The following is a 15,536-nucleotide window of genomic DNA, read 5'->3' on the forward strand; positions in this document are numbered from 1 at the left end:
GCATGAGTCCGGTGCATGACGAGAGGGCGTTCGGGGACGCGATCGTCGCGGCGATGCTCAAGGGCGGCTGGCAGGAAGGTGATCCGCGCGATTATCGGCCGACGCTCGGGCTGGACACGCGGCAGCTCTTCACGTTCATCGGGGACACCCAGGGGGACGAGTGGGAACGCCTCGTCATGCTCTATGGGAGTAGCACCGAGGCCGCGCAGGTCGGTTTCGCCAAGCGGCTCGACAAGGCGATTGCGGAGGACGGGGTGCTCACCGTCCTGCGCAAGGGTGTGAAGGATCAAGGGGTCCTGATCCGCCTCGCGTACTTCAAGCCGAACCTTGTGCTGGACGACTCCGTCTTGGACGAGTACCGGGCCAACCGGCTGACGGTCGTCCGTGAGTTGGAGTACGCGACCAAGCAGGCCGACAAGGGGAACCGGCTTGACCTGGCGCTGTTCGTCAACGGGATTCCGGTCGCAACGGCCGAGCTGAAGAACCCGCTGACCGGGCAGGGCGTCGAGCAGGCCAAGGAGCAGTACCGCAGCGACCGCGACCCGAGCGAGCTGATCTTCCGGCACCGCGTGGTGGCGAACTTCTGCGTCGATCCCGACCTCGTGTTCGTCGCGACGCAGTTGCGGGGGCAGAAGACGCGGTTCCTGCCGTTCAACACCGGCTCCGAAGGGCCGGGGCAGCCTGGCGGCGCGGGCAATCCGGCACCGATCGAACCGGGGACTTACGCGACCTCATACCTGTGGACGCGGATCTGGGAGCCGGGCACCTGGCTGGACATGCTCCAGCGGTTCGTCCACGAGCAGAAGAGCAAGAGCGCCGGCGGGCGCACGAGCAAGACGCTGATCTTCCCGCGTTACCACCAGTGGGACGTGGTGAAGAAGCTGACCGCGCACGCCGCCAGCTATGGGGCCGGTCAGAACTACTTGGTGATGGCATCAGCCGGATCGGGCAAGTCGAATACCATCGCGTGGCTGGCGCACCGGCTCTCGTCCCTGCACACGTCCGTCAAGGCGGCTGACCTGGCCCCGGAGGCGGTGGCGAACGGGGTGGAGCCGGGGACACCGGTCTTCGACAAGGTCATCGTCATCACCGACCGGCGGAACCTGGACGCCCAGTTGCGGGAGACGATCGGCGCGTTCGAGCAGACCGCCGGACTCGTGGTGAAGATCGACGAGAAGATCGGCGCCAAGTCCGAGCAGCTCGCGAAGGCACTGTCCCAGTCGTCCGGGAAGATCATCACGGTGACGTTGCAGACGTTCCCGGCGCTCATCGACTTCCTCCGGCGCAACCCGACCGAGATCGCCGGGCACCGGTTCGCGATCATCGTGGACGAGGCGCACTCCTCCCAGTCCGGGGACGCGGCGACAGCGGTCAAGGCCGCGCTGCGCGACCTGGGCCTGGACGCCGACGACGAGGACGAGGGCGCCACGACGATCGAGGCCAAGTTGGAGCACAGGGCCGCGCAGCGCTCGCAGGCGTCCAACCTGTCCTACTTCGCGTTCACGGCCACGCCCAAGAGCAAGACGCTGGAGTTGTTCGGTACGCAGGACACCGTGGACGGCAGACCGACGTACCGGCCGTTCCACACCTACTCGATGCGGCAGGCGATCGAGGAGGGCTTCATCCTCGATCCGCTGCGCAACTACGTCACGTACGACACGTACTGGAAGCTCGTCAACAAGAACCCCGATGACCGCGAGGTCGACCCGTCCAAGGCGAACACCCTCCTCGCCCGGTACGCGATCACGCATCCCTCGACCGTCGCCCAGCACGCGAAGATCATCGTGGAGCACTTCCGGGCACACACGCAGGGGCGGCTCGGCGGACGGGCCAAGGCCATGGTCGTGACGGCCTCCCGCAAGAGCGCCGTGCAGATGTCGCGTGCGATCAAGCAGCACATCGAGGACATGGGATACGGCATCGGTGTCCTGGTGGCCTTCTCCGGCTCCCTCACGTACGAGAAGGAAGAGATCACCGAGTCCAAGGAGAACGGTGGCCTGCCCGAGGGCGCCTTGCCCAAGGCGTTCGCGTACACACGGGCCGACGACCTGACCACGCAGACGGGCGGACACGGCAAGCCCGAGTACCGCATTCTCGTTGTCGCCGAGAAGTACCAAACCGGCTTTGACCAGCCCTTGCTGACGACGATGTACGTGAACAAGAAGCTGGCCGGTATCTCCGCCGTCCAGACGCTGTCCCGGCTCAACCGGACCGCCGACCGCAAGAGCCAGACAGACCTGGCGGTCGTGGACTTCGTCAACGACGCCGAGGACATCCAGGAGGCGTTCCGTCCGTACTACGAGGAGGCGATGACCCTCCCCTCGGACCCGAACCTCCTCTATACGGCGCAGAGCCGGGTCATGTCGGCGCAGATCCTCGCCAATGCGGAGATGGACGAGTTCGCCCGCGCCTACCTCGAAGCCGAGAAAAAGGCCGGTGGCTCGACCGCGCGTTGGGAGAAGCTTCACGCCGAGCTGTACCGTCTGCTGAACCCGGCCGTCGTGCGCTTCACCGCGCTGATCGACAGCGAGGACGACGACGACCACGAGATCGCCGAGGACTTCCGCGCGAACCTCAACGACTACGTGCGCAAGTACGGGTTCCTCTCGCAGATCGTCCCGTACCGCGACGCCGAGTTGGAGCGCCTCCACCTGTACGGGCGGCACCTACTCAATAGGCTTCCCCGACGCGCTGACGGCGGCGTGGACATCGGCGAGGTCGACCTCAGCCACATGCGGGTCGAGAAGACCGGCGAGCACGATCTCAGCCTCACCCCCGAAGGCGCCGCCGTGGTCAAGGGATTCGGGGAGGGCGCCGGCGGTGCCCAGGAGCCGGAGAAGTCGCCGCTGGAAGAGCTGATCGAGAAGTTCAACGCCAAGTTCGGCACGGACTTCACCGAAGAGGACATCATCCAGCCGTTCGAGGAGGCGATGGCCGACCCCAAGGTCAAACAGGCCGCGGTCGCCAACAACGACCAAGAGAACTTCGGGGTCGTCTTCGACAAGGTCTTCGAGGACAAGATGATGGACCACGTCGACACCATCGCCACCCTCGGCGAGAAGTACTTCGGCTCCGACCCCGAATTCAAGTCGTCCCTCAACAGCCGTGCCCGCCGGGCGGCATGGCAGCTGCTGCGCGAACAGGCCGGCGTGGCCTGAACGCTCGTCCGTCGAGCCGTCCCCCGAGCGATTCGGAGGACGGCTGGACAGGCGATCTCCGTCCTCGCGAGACTTGACCACGGCGAATCAGGGCGAGCGCACGTGGAGTAGGAATGCCGGTCAGGACCATTGCCGACCGCTATGAACTGATCGAGGAGATCGGGTCCGGCGGCATGGGCATGATCTGGCGCGGCTACGACACGGTCCTGGACCGCGAGGTCGCCGTCAAAGCCATCCGTCCCGACATGCTGTTCGCACCAGAGCACATCGCCGACCTGGCCGAACGTTTCCGCCGCGAGGCGCGCGTTACCGCCCGCATTCAGCACCACGGCGTGCCCCAGGTGTACGACGCAGTGCTGGACGCCGACTCCGCGGACCGCCTCTACCTGGTGATGCAGTACATCCAGGGCAGGAACCTGCGCTCCTACATCGACCCGGCCGATCCGCTGCCGATCGCCTGGGCCGCCGCGACGGCCGCGCAGATCGCCACCGTCTTGTCCCATGCGCATGCGATCCCAGTCGTCCACCGGGACCTGAAACCGGACAACGTCCTGGTGACCGATGACGGCACCGTCAAGGTCCTCGACTTCGGCATCGCCGCGATCCTGCGCCGCGACGTCACCAAGATCACGGTCACCGGCGCACCGATGGGCACCAGCCGCTACATGTCCCCTGAGCAGGTCAACGCGGCCCAGGTGACGCCGCAGAGCGACCTGTACGGGCTGGGCTGCGTCCTGCACGAACTCCTGGCGGGGGCACCCGTCTTCGACGGCAACAGCCAGTTCGAACTCTGGAAGCAGCACACCACCAGAGAGCCTCAGCGGCTCAGGACACTGCGTCCGGACGTACCGCCAGAACTTGAGGAACTGGTTCTGGACCTGCTCGCCAAGAAGCCCGAGCAGCGGCCGGCGGACGCCTACGCCGTCTATGACCGCCTACTTCCGTTCCTTCCCGTCCCCGGCTCACCAACGCTCGCCACGAGCCGGCGGCTCGGCGAGATGCCCGATCCGACGCTCCTCTACCGGCAGCCGAACGCCCCGCGCCGCCGCACGCGCCGTCCTTCTCCCATCCCGGCGCCGCCGACCGTGCCGCAGGCACCGACCACGCCGCCGACCCAGCTCCGGAACGCCATCGACGACGCTCTCAGGCGCTCCACTCAACTCCTCGGCTCCGAGCGGTTCGTGCAGGCCGCAGACGTCGTTGAGGCCGTCATCGGCCCGGCCGCCAAGATGCTGGGCTCCGAGAGCCCCGACCTTCTCAAACTCCGCTTCCACCGTGCGCTGATCCTCTATCTCGGTGGAGACTCGCGCACAGCTCTGCCGGAGTTCGACGCGCTGTCCGACGCCTATGCCCGCACGGCTGGGCCATCCAGCGATCGCGCCTTGGAATCCCGCCGCTACGCAGCTCTCTGCCGCGCCAACCTCGGCCAGAACACCGTCGCGCTGGACCAGTTCCGGCGCCTCCTCGAAGCTGTCGCCAACGCCGACAGCCACGCCAGCGAACTCGCGCTCGACATCAGGCACAGCATCGGCATGCTTCTGCTGTCCGCGGGTGACAAGGCCGGCGCAGAGAACGTCTTCGAGTCCCTCTATCAGGACCACCTCGTCATCAACGGTCCCGACGACGAACGCACCCGCGAGATCGCCGACATCCTCACCCGCATCCGCCTCCCCACGTTGCCCTAGCCCGCCAGGTGGACGCGGATTCCGCCGTGTCCGACGAGCCTTGAACCTCCACGCGGAGGCGCGGTCACGGGCGTTTTCTCGCGCGACATTCAGTAGTCGAGGTCCCGAGCCCACGCAGCACGAGCGTCGTCAGATGCCTCCGAAAGGTGGCGGAGGGGCGGACGGGAAGGAACGCCCCTCCGCCGGTCTTCAAGTGCGGTCGATGACCGCGAAGACGACTTTGCCAGCGTTTTCGGCCAGGGCGCGGATGCCCCAGCAGCGGGCGTACTGGTCGACGATGAACAGGCCCCGGCCCGTCTCGCTCGTCGTGTCGGCCGCCAGCATCTGCGGGAGGTCGTAGGCGGCGTCCTGGACCTCCATCCACAGGGCGTCGTCTTCGGTACGGCTCAACCGCAGGACCACGTCCTCGTCAGTCTCCAACTTCGCGTGCTGGAGCGCGTTGGTGACCAGCTCACTGGCCACCAGGCACGGCACGAAGTCGTCCATGCCCCACTGGCCCGCGACCAGCCGCACGAACCGCCGCACCTCCGCGACCACCTTGGGGTCCCGCTTCACCACCATCTCGTTCTCCGCCGCGCCCTGCCCCATGACCTCTCCTCACTGTGTGTGGCGTACAGCACACAGTGCGCTATTTTCGGGCTACTATGTGCCTACCGCCCGCAGGTGGCAGAGGGTGGTAGCTCAGCCCCCGGACTCGACAGATTCCGCCGAGAGGTAGGAACCATGCCCCCGCGACGCCAACGCCCCCGCGAGTCGCCAGCCCTCGTCGCCTTCGGCCGCCAGATGCGCCGGCTGAGGGAGGCCAAGGACATCAAGCAAGAGACCATCGCTCATCTGACGAAGGTGAGCGGCCCCCAAGTCAGCCGCATCGAGAATGGGAAGAAGCGCGCCACACGGTCGTTCGTGATCGCCGTGGACGACTACCTGGAAGCGGGCGGCTCCCTCATCAGCCTGTGGGAGGACCTCAACAAGGACGGCCACCCGGTACCGATCTGGTTCGACTGGCCACAGATCGAGTCGGACGCGGTCATGCTGGTGAGCTGGGAAAACTCCGTAATCCCCGGGCTGGCCCAAACACCTGCCTACGCCCTGGCAATGCTACGCGGCAACCAGGAAGCCGCCGACGCTCGTATCAGCCGCCAGGCCATCCTCACCAGGGAGGACCCAGCCCCGCCCACGGTCCTGTTTCTGCTCGACGAGCACGTGCTTCATAACCTCGTCGGGACGCCGGAGACGATGCGGGAACAGCTCGAACATCTTCTAGAGCTGAGTTTGTTGCCCAACGTCACGGTTCAAGTAGTGTTGTCTAGTGGTGAGCACGAAGGCGTCCTAGGCGCCTTCGTGGTTGCGACGATGGAGGATCGGAGCGAGATCGCGTACATCGAGACAGCAATCCGAGGTATCACCACAGACAACCCGGCGGATCTGTCCAACCTCGCGAAAACCCTGGTCGAGCTCCGTTCTCAGGCGCTTACGCAGGCGGCGTCGCGTGAACTGATCCGAAAGGTCATCGAGGAGAGATGGACCTGACAACTGCCGAGTGGCGCAGGAGCAGCTACAGCGGTCCCAACGGCGGCAACTGCGTCGAACTGGCGGACGTGGCCGGTGCGTCGGTGGTGGCGGTGCGGGACAGCAAGGACCCGGACGGCCCCGTCCTCCTGCTGACCCGCGCGGCCCTGCGCACCGCCGTGCAGTCCGCCGCCGACACCCACTGACCGCCCCAACACCGACCACTCCAGCGGCCGCCCCCGATTCGTCGGGGCACGGTGGGGTGTCCAGCCTCCGGCCTCCCAACCCCCCGCACGGCGCCTGTCCGCGGGCGCAGTCGTCAACGCTTCCCGTCACGGCACCCTCCAGGGGAATCCGCGACGTCTGTCGGCAACTGCCCACGCGAGAGATCGCCCCTGCCTCACCGGACGAACGGGAGTGAAGGCGTCCCGCAGGCACTCGGACGCCGACGGTGCTGCCTCCAGATGCTGTAGCGGCTTGACCATGGATGTAGATGTAACAAACAATGTTACAACTTGGAGGGGTGATGGCGGCGAACAGTCGATTGACCATCGCGACGCATGTGCTGGCATGGCTGGCGCTGGCGCAGCGTCGCGGCCGGGAGGTGCTGACCTCGGACGAGGTCGCGGCCAGTGTCAACACCAATCCGGTGATCGTCCGACGCAGCCTCGGTGACCTGCGGCGGGCCGGTCTGGTCGAGGTTCGCCGTGGCGCCGGCGCGGGCTGGAGTCTGAGCCGTGCACCGGAAGAGATCACTCTGGTGGAGGTGTACGACGCCGTCGGAGCGGAGCCGCCGTTCGGGATGCACCGCCGCGACCCCAACCCGGAGTGCCCGGTCGGCCGGGGCATCAGGCCCGCGCTGAGCGGGGTCTACGGCCGGGTGGAGCAGGTCATGCGGCAGGAGTTGGCGGAGACATCGATCGCCGACGTCCTCCGCGAAACGCTGTTGAACTGACCGAACGGCGCAGTGAGTGGACGGTCATTTTCGTGGCTTTGATGTAACAAAACATGTTGCAACAACGAGAAGGGAGTCGGACTGATGGAGTCCCTACGGTGTCCGGTCGTCGAACTACGGCAGTACACGTTGTCCCCGGGACGGCGAGACGCACTGATCGACCTGTTCGAGCGGGAGTTCGTCGAGCCGCAGGAGGCGGCGGGCATGACCGTGCTGGGGCAGTTCCGCGACCTGGACGATCCCGACCGATTCGTCTGGCTTCGCGGTTTCGAGGACATGCCGCTGCGCGCCCGGGCACTGGAGACCTTCTACAGCGGCCCGGTCTGGCGGGCACACCGCGACGAGGCGAACGCGACGATGGTCGACTCCGATGACGTGATGCTGCTGCGGCCTGCCTCGGCGCTGGGCGGATTCCCGGTGCCGGCTCGTGTCCGGCCGGCCACGGGCGAGCCGGACGCGTTGCCCTCGTCGGTCGTCCTCGCCACGATCTGGCATGGCGACGGCCCGTTCGACGAGGGGTTCACGGACTTCTTCGAGCGGCGTCTGCTGCCCGTCGTGGTCGAGGCCGGCGGCGAGCCGCTCGCCTACCTGCAATCCGAGCACGCCCCGAATACCTTCCCGGCGCTGCCGGTACGGACAGGCGAAGAGGTCTTCGTGTGGTTCGCACGGTTCGCCGACGAAGGCCGCATCGACGATCACCTGGGACGGTTGGAGCGTTCGGAGCGCTGGCACGGGGAGGTGCTGCCGACTCTTTCGACGCGACTGTCCGGCTCGCCGCAGCTACTCCGGCTGGCACCCACCCCGAGGTCACTGCTGCGGTGAGCGCACGACATCCCACGGGCCTGACCGACACCGGCGCAAAGCTGTCCAGTCGCTCATCCGAAAAGGAAAAGTGCCGCCTCCGCGCGGCGCACGCGACTGGATGCTGGACATCACCGAATGACCGGGCACGACCGACTCCTACGTCGACGCACTCGTCTGGCTCGTCGGCAAGATGCTCGCCGACCCCGAACACTTCTACCGCAGCTACACCACCCACGAACTGGACCGCGTCATGACAGCCCGACCCCCGGCCGAGGTGGGCGTACGAGCCCGGGAGATGAACCTCTACCGCCGCTACTTCGACTTGGTCGCAGCCGGCCGCAAGACCATCGAGATCCGCGTGCAGTACCCCAACCTGCGGAAACTCAAGGCGGGTGACCACATCCGCTTCATATGCGGCCGAGACGACGTTTTGACTCAGGTCAAAAGGGTTGCCCGCTACTCCTCGTTCGAGGAGGTGATCGACGCGGAAGGACCGTCCAACGTCAACCCCGACAGCCCACGTGACCAGCAACTCGCCAACATCCGCCGCATCTACGGCCCGGAGAAGGAAGCCCTCGGCGTGCTGACCATCGAAATCGCACTCGTGACCCCCGCGTCCGCGCCTCTGGAGGAAGGGCCGTAGGCGCTGGTGAGCCGGGTTTGGACGGCCGCGTGATCGCGGCCGTCCGGCGGCCCGAAACCCGCACTGGAGCCTGTGGCGGTCCGGGAATGTCCGAGGCGGTCGTCAGAATCCCCTCTATGGAATGGCGACCGTGGCTGATGCGCTGGAGCGACGAATGGGTGCGGAGCGTCGATACCGAACCCGACCCGGACGTGGCGCGCACTCGCTGGCTCGGTTTCACCCCTGCCACCGAGGAGGCCGTCGCGGCGGCCGAGGCACGGATCGGCACGCGGCTGCCGCCGTCCTACCGGGAGTTCCTCCTGACGACCGACGGCTGGCGCGACGCCGGGATCTTCGTGTGGCGGATGCGCGACACGTCCGACATCGGGTGGCTCCGCGACCTCGAGCCCTACTGGGACGACAGCTGGGCCGAGCTCTGCGATGACGACCAACGGGAAGGCACCTGCCTCAGTCGCGGGCTGCTGATCTCCAGGGAGGCCGACGCCGGGATCTTGTTCCTGGACCCCGGCGACGTCGACGACTCGGGCGAATGGGCCGCGTACAGCCTGTTCTCCTGGAGGGCCGCACCGCCCGAGCGGTTCGCGTCCTTCACCGCGCTGATGGAGAGCCTCTACGCCGAGTTGCACCAGATGCGCAAACCGGAAGGCGAAACCCGCGACTCGTGGGCGGCCAAGGTCGAACAAGCCCGCCTGGAGGCACTCGCCGGTGATGCCGACGGCGCCGACGCGGTCCTGGCCAAGGCCGAGGAATTCGGCCTTGAACGCGCCACCGTGCTGCGTGCGCAGCTCCAGCTCTTCCTCGGCCGCCCATCCGGGCACTCCCTCGGACGGCTGCTGTCCCCCGACTTCGTCCCCGAGGGATTCCTGACGGATCCGCTTTTCACCGAGGAATTCCTGCCACTGCTGTTCGCACAGCACGTCGAATGCTCCACCTTCGGGCGCAACTCGCAACTCCAGTCGGCGATGAACGGCGACCGCCCGGACCTTCACCTGCTCGTCGCCGAGTACCAGGCCCGCCTCCGCAGCGGCGAGCGCTGCCTTGTGTACGGCAATCCCGAATTCGACGCCCTGGTCAGGGACGCGGTGGAGAAGCACGGAACCGACCCCGACGTACTCTGGCGGGACATCGACACCGCGTTCGCCCATTGGCGCCCACGCACCTCCGACCACATTGCACCCGTCGCCTTGCTCGCAGACCCCCTCGTGGCGGCCGCCCTCACCCCCGAACGCCGTCGGAACCTGCTGTCCCGGCCGCGGGGTGACCGCCGATGATGCCCTTCCCGAACCGGGACGACGTCGCGATGGAGCAGATCCTCCGCGCCTGCGGACACGATCACGACTTCCCCGGCCAGAACCGCCTGGAAGTGACCGAGACCGAAACCGACGCGGCCGGGCAGACCGTCAACGTCAACCGCACCGCCTGCCGGAAATGCGGAATGGTCCGCATCACCCGGTGGCAAGCCCCCGAACCGGGCACCGGCGGCTCCTTCTGCGCCGTCACCGTCCACGAGCGGCCCGAGCCGGGCGACGTCCCCGGCATCACCGAACGCGCGCTCCACGTGACCGAGCAGGAACTCGCCGAGTTCGTTGCCGCGCGCGGCTTCCCGGGCGGCGTCCCCGCCGGCTTCGCCCCGGATCGGCGCACCACCGCGGCGGAGGAACACCTCGACCTCGCCATCCGCGTCCGGGCGGGCCAGTTCGTCCTCCTCGACCGCACTCGCTCGCTCGGAGACATCCTTCCCGTGCCCGCCTACGCCGAGTCGGCCGGCCCCATCGACGCCGTCCCCGGGGCGGCGCTGTTCTGGCCGCCCGTGCGCGACGGAGATCTGCCCCTCGCCGTGACGATCTCTCCCACACCCCCGGAACCCGTCCGGACTTACGACCGGATCGTGGAGCTGAGCTGCCGGTTCCAGACCGGCTACGCCGTCCTCCGCGAGCTCGCCGGACGTGAACTGCCGCTGCCGCCGCTCCCCGCAGGCCACGGGGATTACCGCCTCCGCTTCCACACGAAGCCGTCCGGCTGCCTCCTCCAGCTCTGGAACCAACCCCGCACGAAGCCGAAGGACCTGCTGTGCCCGCCGCCCGACGATCCGGGATGAATCGAACTTCCACCCCGCTCCTTGGTGGACCCGCGGGCACCCGCGCCGTAAACGAAGATCGCCGAATGTGGCCATCCGATTGTCGTGCGCCTCCATGGCTTTTTAAGTGGATCAACACGCAAGGTCAATGTTGGTTGATCATGTGGGGGCCGGCACGTAGATCTCGGAATCGCCGTGGGAATCGTCATCGTCTGGGCGGCGCGGAAGGGCGGACGGGTGGCCCGCAAGATCGACGGGCTCACCGACGAGATGATCGCTCGGGGATGGCAGGTGATCTCCAGCGAGCTGGTAGCCGATCCGGCGATCCAGCGGCGGATCAACGAGGCGAAGAACACCGGTGACGCGGGGCAGGCCGCCCGGTCGGACGCGGCGGCGGCGACTGAGCGGGCGGCCGCTCAGGACCCCGCCTTCGCCGCACGGCTGCGTGCCGTGCTCCCCGCCGACGGCGCTGCCTCCGGCGGCCGACCCCGGACACAAGATCGCTCGAGCGCAAAGCGCTGCCGCCTCAGCAAGAAGAGGGGTCTCCCTGACCACGTCAGACGCCGATCGCGCCGACCCTGCCGTCACCGACCGAACACCTGAAAACGGTCAATTTCGCCCGCCGAAAGCTTGCAGTCTGAAACGCCAGAGTCGTAACGTGCTCTAGTGGGCGGATACGACATTTGTGACATAGCCAACTGTCAGGATCTACCGTGACCCCGAAGACTCCTGTGACCGTTCGCCTTCGGACAGCGATACCAGCCGCTACGATCTGCGAAGTCTCGACCGCGCACCCGCTGCGCAATTGATCAATGATCGGTCGCATACCCATACATTTGGGCTATAGGGGAGACTCGAAGCACATGGTCATCGGGCATACGTCGAGAGAAGGGCCGAGCAGGGGATTTCGACACCTGATCGCCCTCCTCCTGGGACGCCGTCGGCACGTGGAGGGCCGGCCCCGATCCCGGCCCCTCGAGATCGCCACAGACTGCCTCTTCTGTCAGGCGGACAACCCGTCACTCAACAAGATCCTCTGCGAGAACGACTTATTCTATGCGCGCTTCGATAACTTCCCTGCCAATCCCGGGCATGTCGAAATAGTTCCCAGAAGGCATGTCGTCTCGTTCTTCGATCTGGACGATCACGAGGTCCTCAGCGCCTACACCCTGATGTGCGCCGCACGGGACCTCATCGACGAGAAGTACTTTCCCGAGGCCTACACGATCGGTATCAACGATGGGAAGGCGGCCGGACGGAGCATCGATCATTTGCACATCCATCTGATCCCCCGGCACCATGGCGATGTCGATGACCCACGCGGAGGCATACGCCGCGCCGCTCCCAACTCCGACCCGGACGCCTGGCAATGACGCGAACTATCGCGTACCGATGGCGATGAACCAGCCCGCACGGCCGGCGAAGCGGACGCGAACGCCGGAGAAACCGGCCGCCTCCATGCAGCCCGTGAACGCGTCCGGATCGACGAACGTGAACCAGCGCCGCCCGTCCAGCGATCCGCCTTTCCTCCAGCCCTCGCCGTCCCCGATCCGCATGCTTATCGCCGCGATGCCCGCCGGGGCCAGGACGCGGCCGACCTCGGCCAGCGCGCGTGCCATCCCGGCCGATGGGATGTGGAGCAGGCTCCCCGAAGCCCACACCCCGGCCACCGACGCGTCCCGGAGTGGCAGTGCCAGGGCGTTCAGCCGCAGGAAACCGAGCGTGCGCCCTTCCCCTCTCGACCGGTCCCGGGCCCATTCGAGCATGGCCGGGGCGTAGTCACCTGCGATCACCGTGCGGCCGAGCGATGCCAGCAGCCGGGCGTCCCGGCCACCGCCGCATCCCAGGTCCAGGACGGGCAGGTGGCGAGGAGCGTGCCGCGCGAACTCGACGACCTCCGCACGCAGTCCCGGAAACCTGTCGTAGTCCTCGGAGGCTTCGCCATAGGAGTTTGCATTGGCGTCATAGCAGCCACAGGTCTCACGGGTGATCTCGCCCGCCTCAGACATTCTCGAACCCATCCTCCCCCACCACGAAGCTCAATGAATTGAGAATATGCCAGATGCGCTGCACATTGAGGCCATCGTAGCCATGTGAGACATCGAAGCTGACGCAGCCTACGAACCTGGAACGACCGTTTCTGATCGGGGTGGCGAAGACCGCGCCGCGATGACGGTAACGCTGGAACTCCTCCCAACTGAACCCCATAACGGCATCCGCGCCGTGCTGTGCCCGGAATGAGGCGAATGCGTCCTCGTCGACAAGGTCTCGGGCAAGCCTCGCCACATCGACGCTCACTTCCTGATCAAGCTTCCAACATAACCCCACAACACCGACACCCGGCGTCGGCCGAATCCGTCGAGTCGCCGGTGACGCGCCGAGGCGGTACGTGGCCGCCCGCGTGAGCTCACCGCGAAGCGGATGCCGGTAATTGCGTTTCCGCTGCCAGATGTGCAACCCCAGATCACTCACCGCGATCGCAGGCGCAACGGCTGCGCAAACTTCGATCAGTTGCCCGAATGCGGTGAGGACATGCCTGCGCATGACCAGACGGCGCTCGACGTGAAGATGCCGAGACCACGACTCGAAGGGGGCGGCGACACCGAAGACGCCGGCGATAAGGATCAAGGTGACCAGGGCGTACGAGTATTCGCGCTCGACATCGCTCCACAACTCGTCCGAAGGGAAGCCGTACTGCTTGCCGGCAAGTGTCACCGTCGCCGCCAGCACGATTAAGCGGTCTATGGCACGCGCCGCCGACAACTTCATCTGCCGCTCATCCCCGCTCGCCACACCGCGGCCCCGCCACGGGCTTGCCAAACTATACCTCGGACGAGTAACAATATGACTGCCAACTTCGCTGACCATATTTCGGTCAGTCAGAGAAGGCGAATGTGTCAGCCCGAATCGCGGTCGAGGTGATCCGTGGGCGAACGAGCCTCTTGTGTCGGGTCCGACTTCTGTGAGGAACTCGCCGGGGCCGAGGACATCACCTTCCATCGCATCTACGGCGGATCTCCTCCGGGACGGATCATCGGACGAGGCAGCACCCTCACGTTAATGGCGGATATGTCGCCACTGACCCGGGGGCATCTGCTCCTGGTGCCCAACGACCACTACTTCAGCTTTGGCGCTGTGATGTGCGGGCACGCCGAAGAGGTGGCGACGGCACTCAAGCAGATCGTTCCACCGTACGCGGCCAGTTTCGGCGAACCAGTCTTTCTTGAGCATGGCTCCACAATGCGGATGGAAGGGTCCGCATGCGTCACCCACGCTCATATCCACCTGCTTCCCTTGCCATTCGCCGAGGTCAACGCGCTGATGGCCCGAGACGGCCTGGTACCGACGGCCATGGGCGACCTCGCCGATCTAGAACAGTTCGGGCATGACGATCTCCCATACTTCTATTGCGGAGACGCCACCGAACACCAGGTGTACGCTTCGGTGCAGGCGAGGCCCCGTCAATATCTCCGATCAGTGGCCGGGAGACTTTTGGGCATCGCAGACCAGGAGTGGGACTACGCAGTCGTCGTCCGGAAAGACGTCCTAATAGCGACAATGAAAGAGACTGCACACTGGAGGCTTTCGCTACCTTAGCCATTGACACCCCGCGGAAAGTTGAGGATGGGATGGGTTCCATGCAGAGCGTCGGCACCGCCTCCGACGAGCCGACGCGGCTGGCCGACATCATCGCGCCCATGTTCGGCGGGCAGTCAGGATGGTCGCAGCGGCTGAGAAACGGAGTCCAGGCCGAACTCGTCGCGGGCGCCGACGCCCAGGACGACTGCGCGGTCTTCGGAGTCGACGGGCCCATGGAGATCGTCGTCGGATCGGACTACGTCCGCGGACCGAAGTTCCAACTGTACGAACTCGGTTACCTGTCGAACTACGACATCGGCTACTACCTGGCGATGGCCAATCTCAGCGATATCGCCGCCATGGGTGCGCTTCCGATCGCACTCCTGACGGTCGTTCGCTATCCGCGGTCACTGCCGGATGATGACTTCACGGCCCTCATGGAAGGGATCCGCGATGCCTGCCGGCAGGTGGGCGCGCCGAACGTCGGAGGCGATATCGGCAGCGCGGAGAGGATCATCCTGTCCGCGTCCGCCGTGGGCATCGTCGAGCGAGGTGGATCACTGCTGCGGTCCGGTGCCCGCGCGGGAGATCGCCTCTGCGTCACCGGGCCGACGGGGGTGGCGGCATCTGCCCAACGCTACTTCGGCGGTCTCGGCCCCGGCACGACGACACTTCCGCCGGGCGAGGAGGAAGCGCTGATATCCGCTTGGCGGCGCCCGCAGGCGCTCGTACGGGAAGGGCGCTGCCTGAGCACGAGCGGTGTGGTCACGAGTTGCCAGGACACCTCGGACGGCCTGAAGGCGGGCATTCAGTCGCTGGCGGCCGCAAGTGGCGTCGGCTTCGTGGTCGAGGAGAGCGCGCTCCCCATCGCCGACATCGTGGCCGAGGTCGCACGGCTGACCGATGGTGATCTGACCTCGGTCCTCCTGGGCGACTCGGTGGATTTCCAACTGGTCTTCACCGTCGGGGAAGACGCAGCGCCGCAGCTCTCCAAGATCTTCGCGAACGCCGGTCTTCAGTTCTTCGACATCGGCTACGCCACCGAGGAACGTGAAGTACGGCTGAGGCGCGCCGACGGCCGAGAGGAAGAGCTTCCCGGGGTCCCCTGGCGTCACGCCACCTGAGC

Annotated in this window: 16 protein-coding genes; 13 read left to right on the plus strand and 3 right to left on the minus strand. The window is 66.4% G+C overall.

Features of this window, described 5'->3' with window-relative positions; translation table 11 throughout:
• The first annotated feature begins 2 nt into the window (after positions 1-2).
• A complete protein-coding gene (locus ABFX46_RS08105; RefSeq protein WP_346040727.1) occupies positions 3-3,158 on the plus strand; it encodes a type I restriction endonuclease subunit R in 3,156 nt (1,051 codons plus the stop codon).
• A 113-nt stretch (positions 3,159-3,271) separates the two neighbouring features.
• A complete protein-coding gene (locus ABFX46_RS08110; RefSeq protein WP_346040728.1) occupies positions 3,272-4,843 on the plus strand; it encodes a protein kinase domain-containing protein in 1,572 nt (523 codons plus the stop codon).
• Positions 4,844-5,032: 189 nt separating this feature from the next.
• On the opposite strand, the gene ABFX46_RS08115 is transcribed toward ABFX46_RS08110, so the two are convergent.
• Entirely contained in the window at positions 5,033-5,431 is a 399-nt protein-coding gene (locus ABFX46_RS08115; protein WP_346040729.1) for an ATP-binding protein, read from the minus strand.
• A gap of 135 nt (positions 5,432-5,566) precedes the next feature.
• Between ABFX46_RS08115 and ABFX46_RS08120 the strand changes: the two genes are divergently transcribed.
• The 9 genes from ABFX46_RS08120 to ABFX46_RS08160 all read left to right on the plus strand — a co-directional run bounded on the left by ABFX46_RS08120 (position 5,567) and on the right by ABFX46_RS08160 (position 12,204).
• Complete coding sequence (locus tag ABFX46_RS08120) at positions 5,567-6,373, plus strand: helix-turn-helix domain-containing protein (RefSeq protein ID WP_346040730.1); 807 nt, start codon at positions 5,567-5,569, stop codon at positions 6,371-6,373.
• Positions 6,364-6,558, plus strand: a complete 195-nt coding sequence (locus ABFX46_RS08125) for a DUF397 domain-containing protein (RefSeq protein WP_346040731.1) — start codon at positions 6,364-6,366, stop codon at positions 6,556-6,558. Before ABFX46_RS08120 ends, ABFX46_RS08125 begins: the two co-directional genes overlap by 10 nt.
• Positions 6,559-6,878: 320 nt before the next feature.
• Positions 6,879-7,307: an Rrf2 family transcriptional regulator gene (locus ABFX46_RS08130; RefSeq protein WP_346040732.1), complete on the plus strand. Its 429-nt coding sequence runs from the start codon at positions 6,879-6,881 to the stop codon at positions 7,305-7,307.
• Between the two features lie 84 nt (positions 7,308-7,391).
• Positions 7,392-8,129, plus strand: a complete 738-nt coding sequence (locus ABFX46_RS08135; RefSeq protein ID WP_346040733.1) for an NIPSNAP family protein — start codon at positions 7,392-7,394, stop codon at positions 8,127-8,129.
• Positions 8,130-8,301: 172 nt separating this feature from the next.
• A complete protein-coding gene (locus tag ABFX46_RS08140) occupies positions 8,302-8,754 on the plus strand; it encodes an ASCH domain-containing protein (RefSeq protein WP_346040734.1) in 453 nt (150 codons plus the stop codon).
• Positions 8,755-8,870: 116 nt separating this feature from the next.
• Positions 8,871-10,025 carry an SMI1/KNR4 family protein gene (locus ABFX46_RS08145; RefSeq protein WP_346040735.1) on the plus strand — a complete coding sequence of 385 codons (1,155 nt, stop codon included), beginning with the start codon at positions 8,871-8,873 and terminating at the stop codon, positions 10,023-10,025.
• Positions 10,022-10,852: a hypothetical protein gene (locus tag ABFX46_RS08150; protein ID WP_346040736.1), complete on the plus strand. Its 831-nt coding sequence runs from the start codon at positions 10,022-10,024 to the stop codon at positions 10,850-10,852. Before ABFX46_RS08145 ends, ABFX46_RS08150 begins: the two co-directional genes overlap by 4 nt.
• Positions 10,853-11,026: 174 nt before the next feature.
• A complete protein-coding gene (locus ABFX46_RS08155) occupies positions 11,027-11,434 on the plus strand; it encodes a hypothetical protein (RefSeq protein WP_346040737.1) in 408 nt (135 codons plus the stop codon).
• A 260-nt stretch (positions 11,435-11,694) separates the two neighbouring features.
• Complete coding sequence (locus tag ABFX46_RS08160; RefSeq protein ID WP_346040738.1) at positions 11,695-12,204, plus strand: HIT family protein; 510 nt, start codon at positions 11,695-11,697, stop codon at positions 12,202-12,204.
• A gap of 6 nt (positions 12,205-12,210) precedes the next feature.
• Here the strand turns inward: ABFX46_RS08160 and ABFX46_RS08165 are convergent, their stop codons facing one another.
• Both ABFX46_RS08165 and ABFX46_RS08170 read right to left on the minus strand, forming a co-directional pair.
• A complete protein-coding gene (locus tag ABFX46_RS08165; protein WP_346040739.1) occupies positions 12,211-12,840 on the minus strand; it encodes a class I SAM-dependent methyltransferase in 630 nt (209 codons plus the stop codon).
• Positions 12,833-13,600: a hypothetical protein gene (locus ABFX46_RS08170; RefSeq protein WP_346040740.1), complete on the minus strand. Its 768-nt coding sequence runs from the start codon at positions 13,598-13,600 to the stop codon at positions 12,833-12,835. The genes ABFX46_RS08165 and ABFX46_RS08170 overlap by 8 nt, the downstream gene beginning before the upstream one ends.
• A gap of 156 nt (positions 13,601-13,756) precedes the next feature.
• On the opposite strand from ABFX46_RS08170, the gene ABFX46_RS08175 reads away from it, so the two are divergent.
• Both ABFX46_RS08175 and thiL read left to right on the plus strand, forming a co-directional pair.
• Positions 13,757-14,428, plus strand: a complete 672-nt coding sequence (locus tag ABFX46_RS08175; RefSeq protein WP_346040741.1) for an HIT family protein — start codon at positions 13,757-13,759, stop codon at positions 14,426-14,428.
• A 32-nt stretch (positions 14,429-14,460) separates the two neighbouring features.
• Positions 14,461-15,534, plus strand: a complete 1,074-nt coding sequence (gene thiL / locus ABFX46_RS08180) for a thiamine-phosphate kinase (RefSeq protein ID WP_346040742.1) — start codon at positions 14,461-14,463, stop codon at positions 15,532-15,534.
• Positions 15,535-15,536: the final 2 nt, after the last annotated feature.

The organism is Actinomadura chokoriensis (assembly GCF_039529475.1).
Classification (GTDB): Bacteria; Actinomycetota; Actinomycetes; order Streptosporangiales; family Streptosporangiaceae; genus Spirillospora; species Spirillospora bangladeshensis.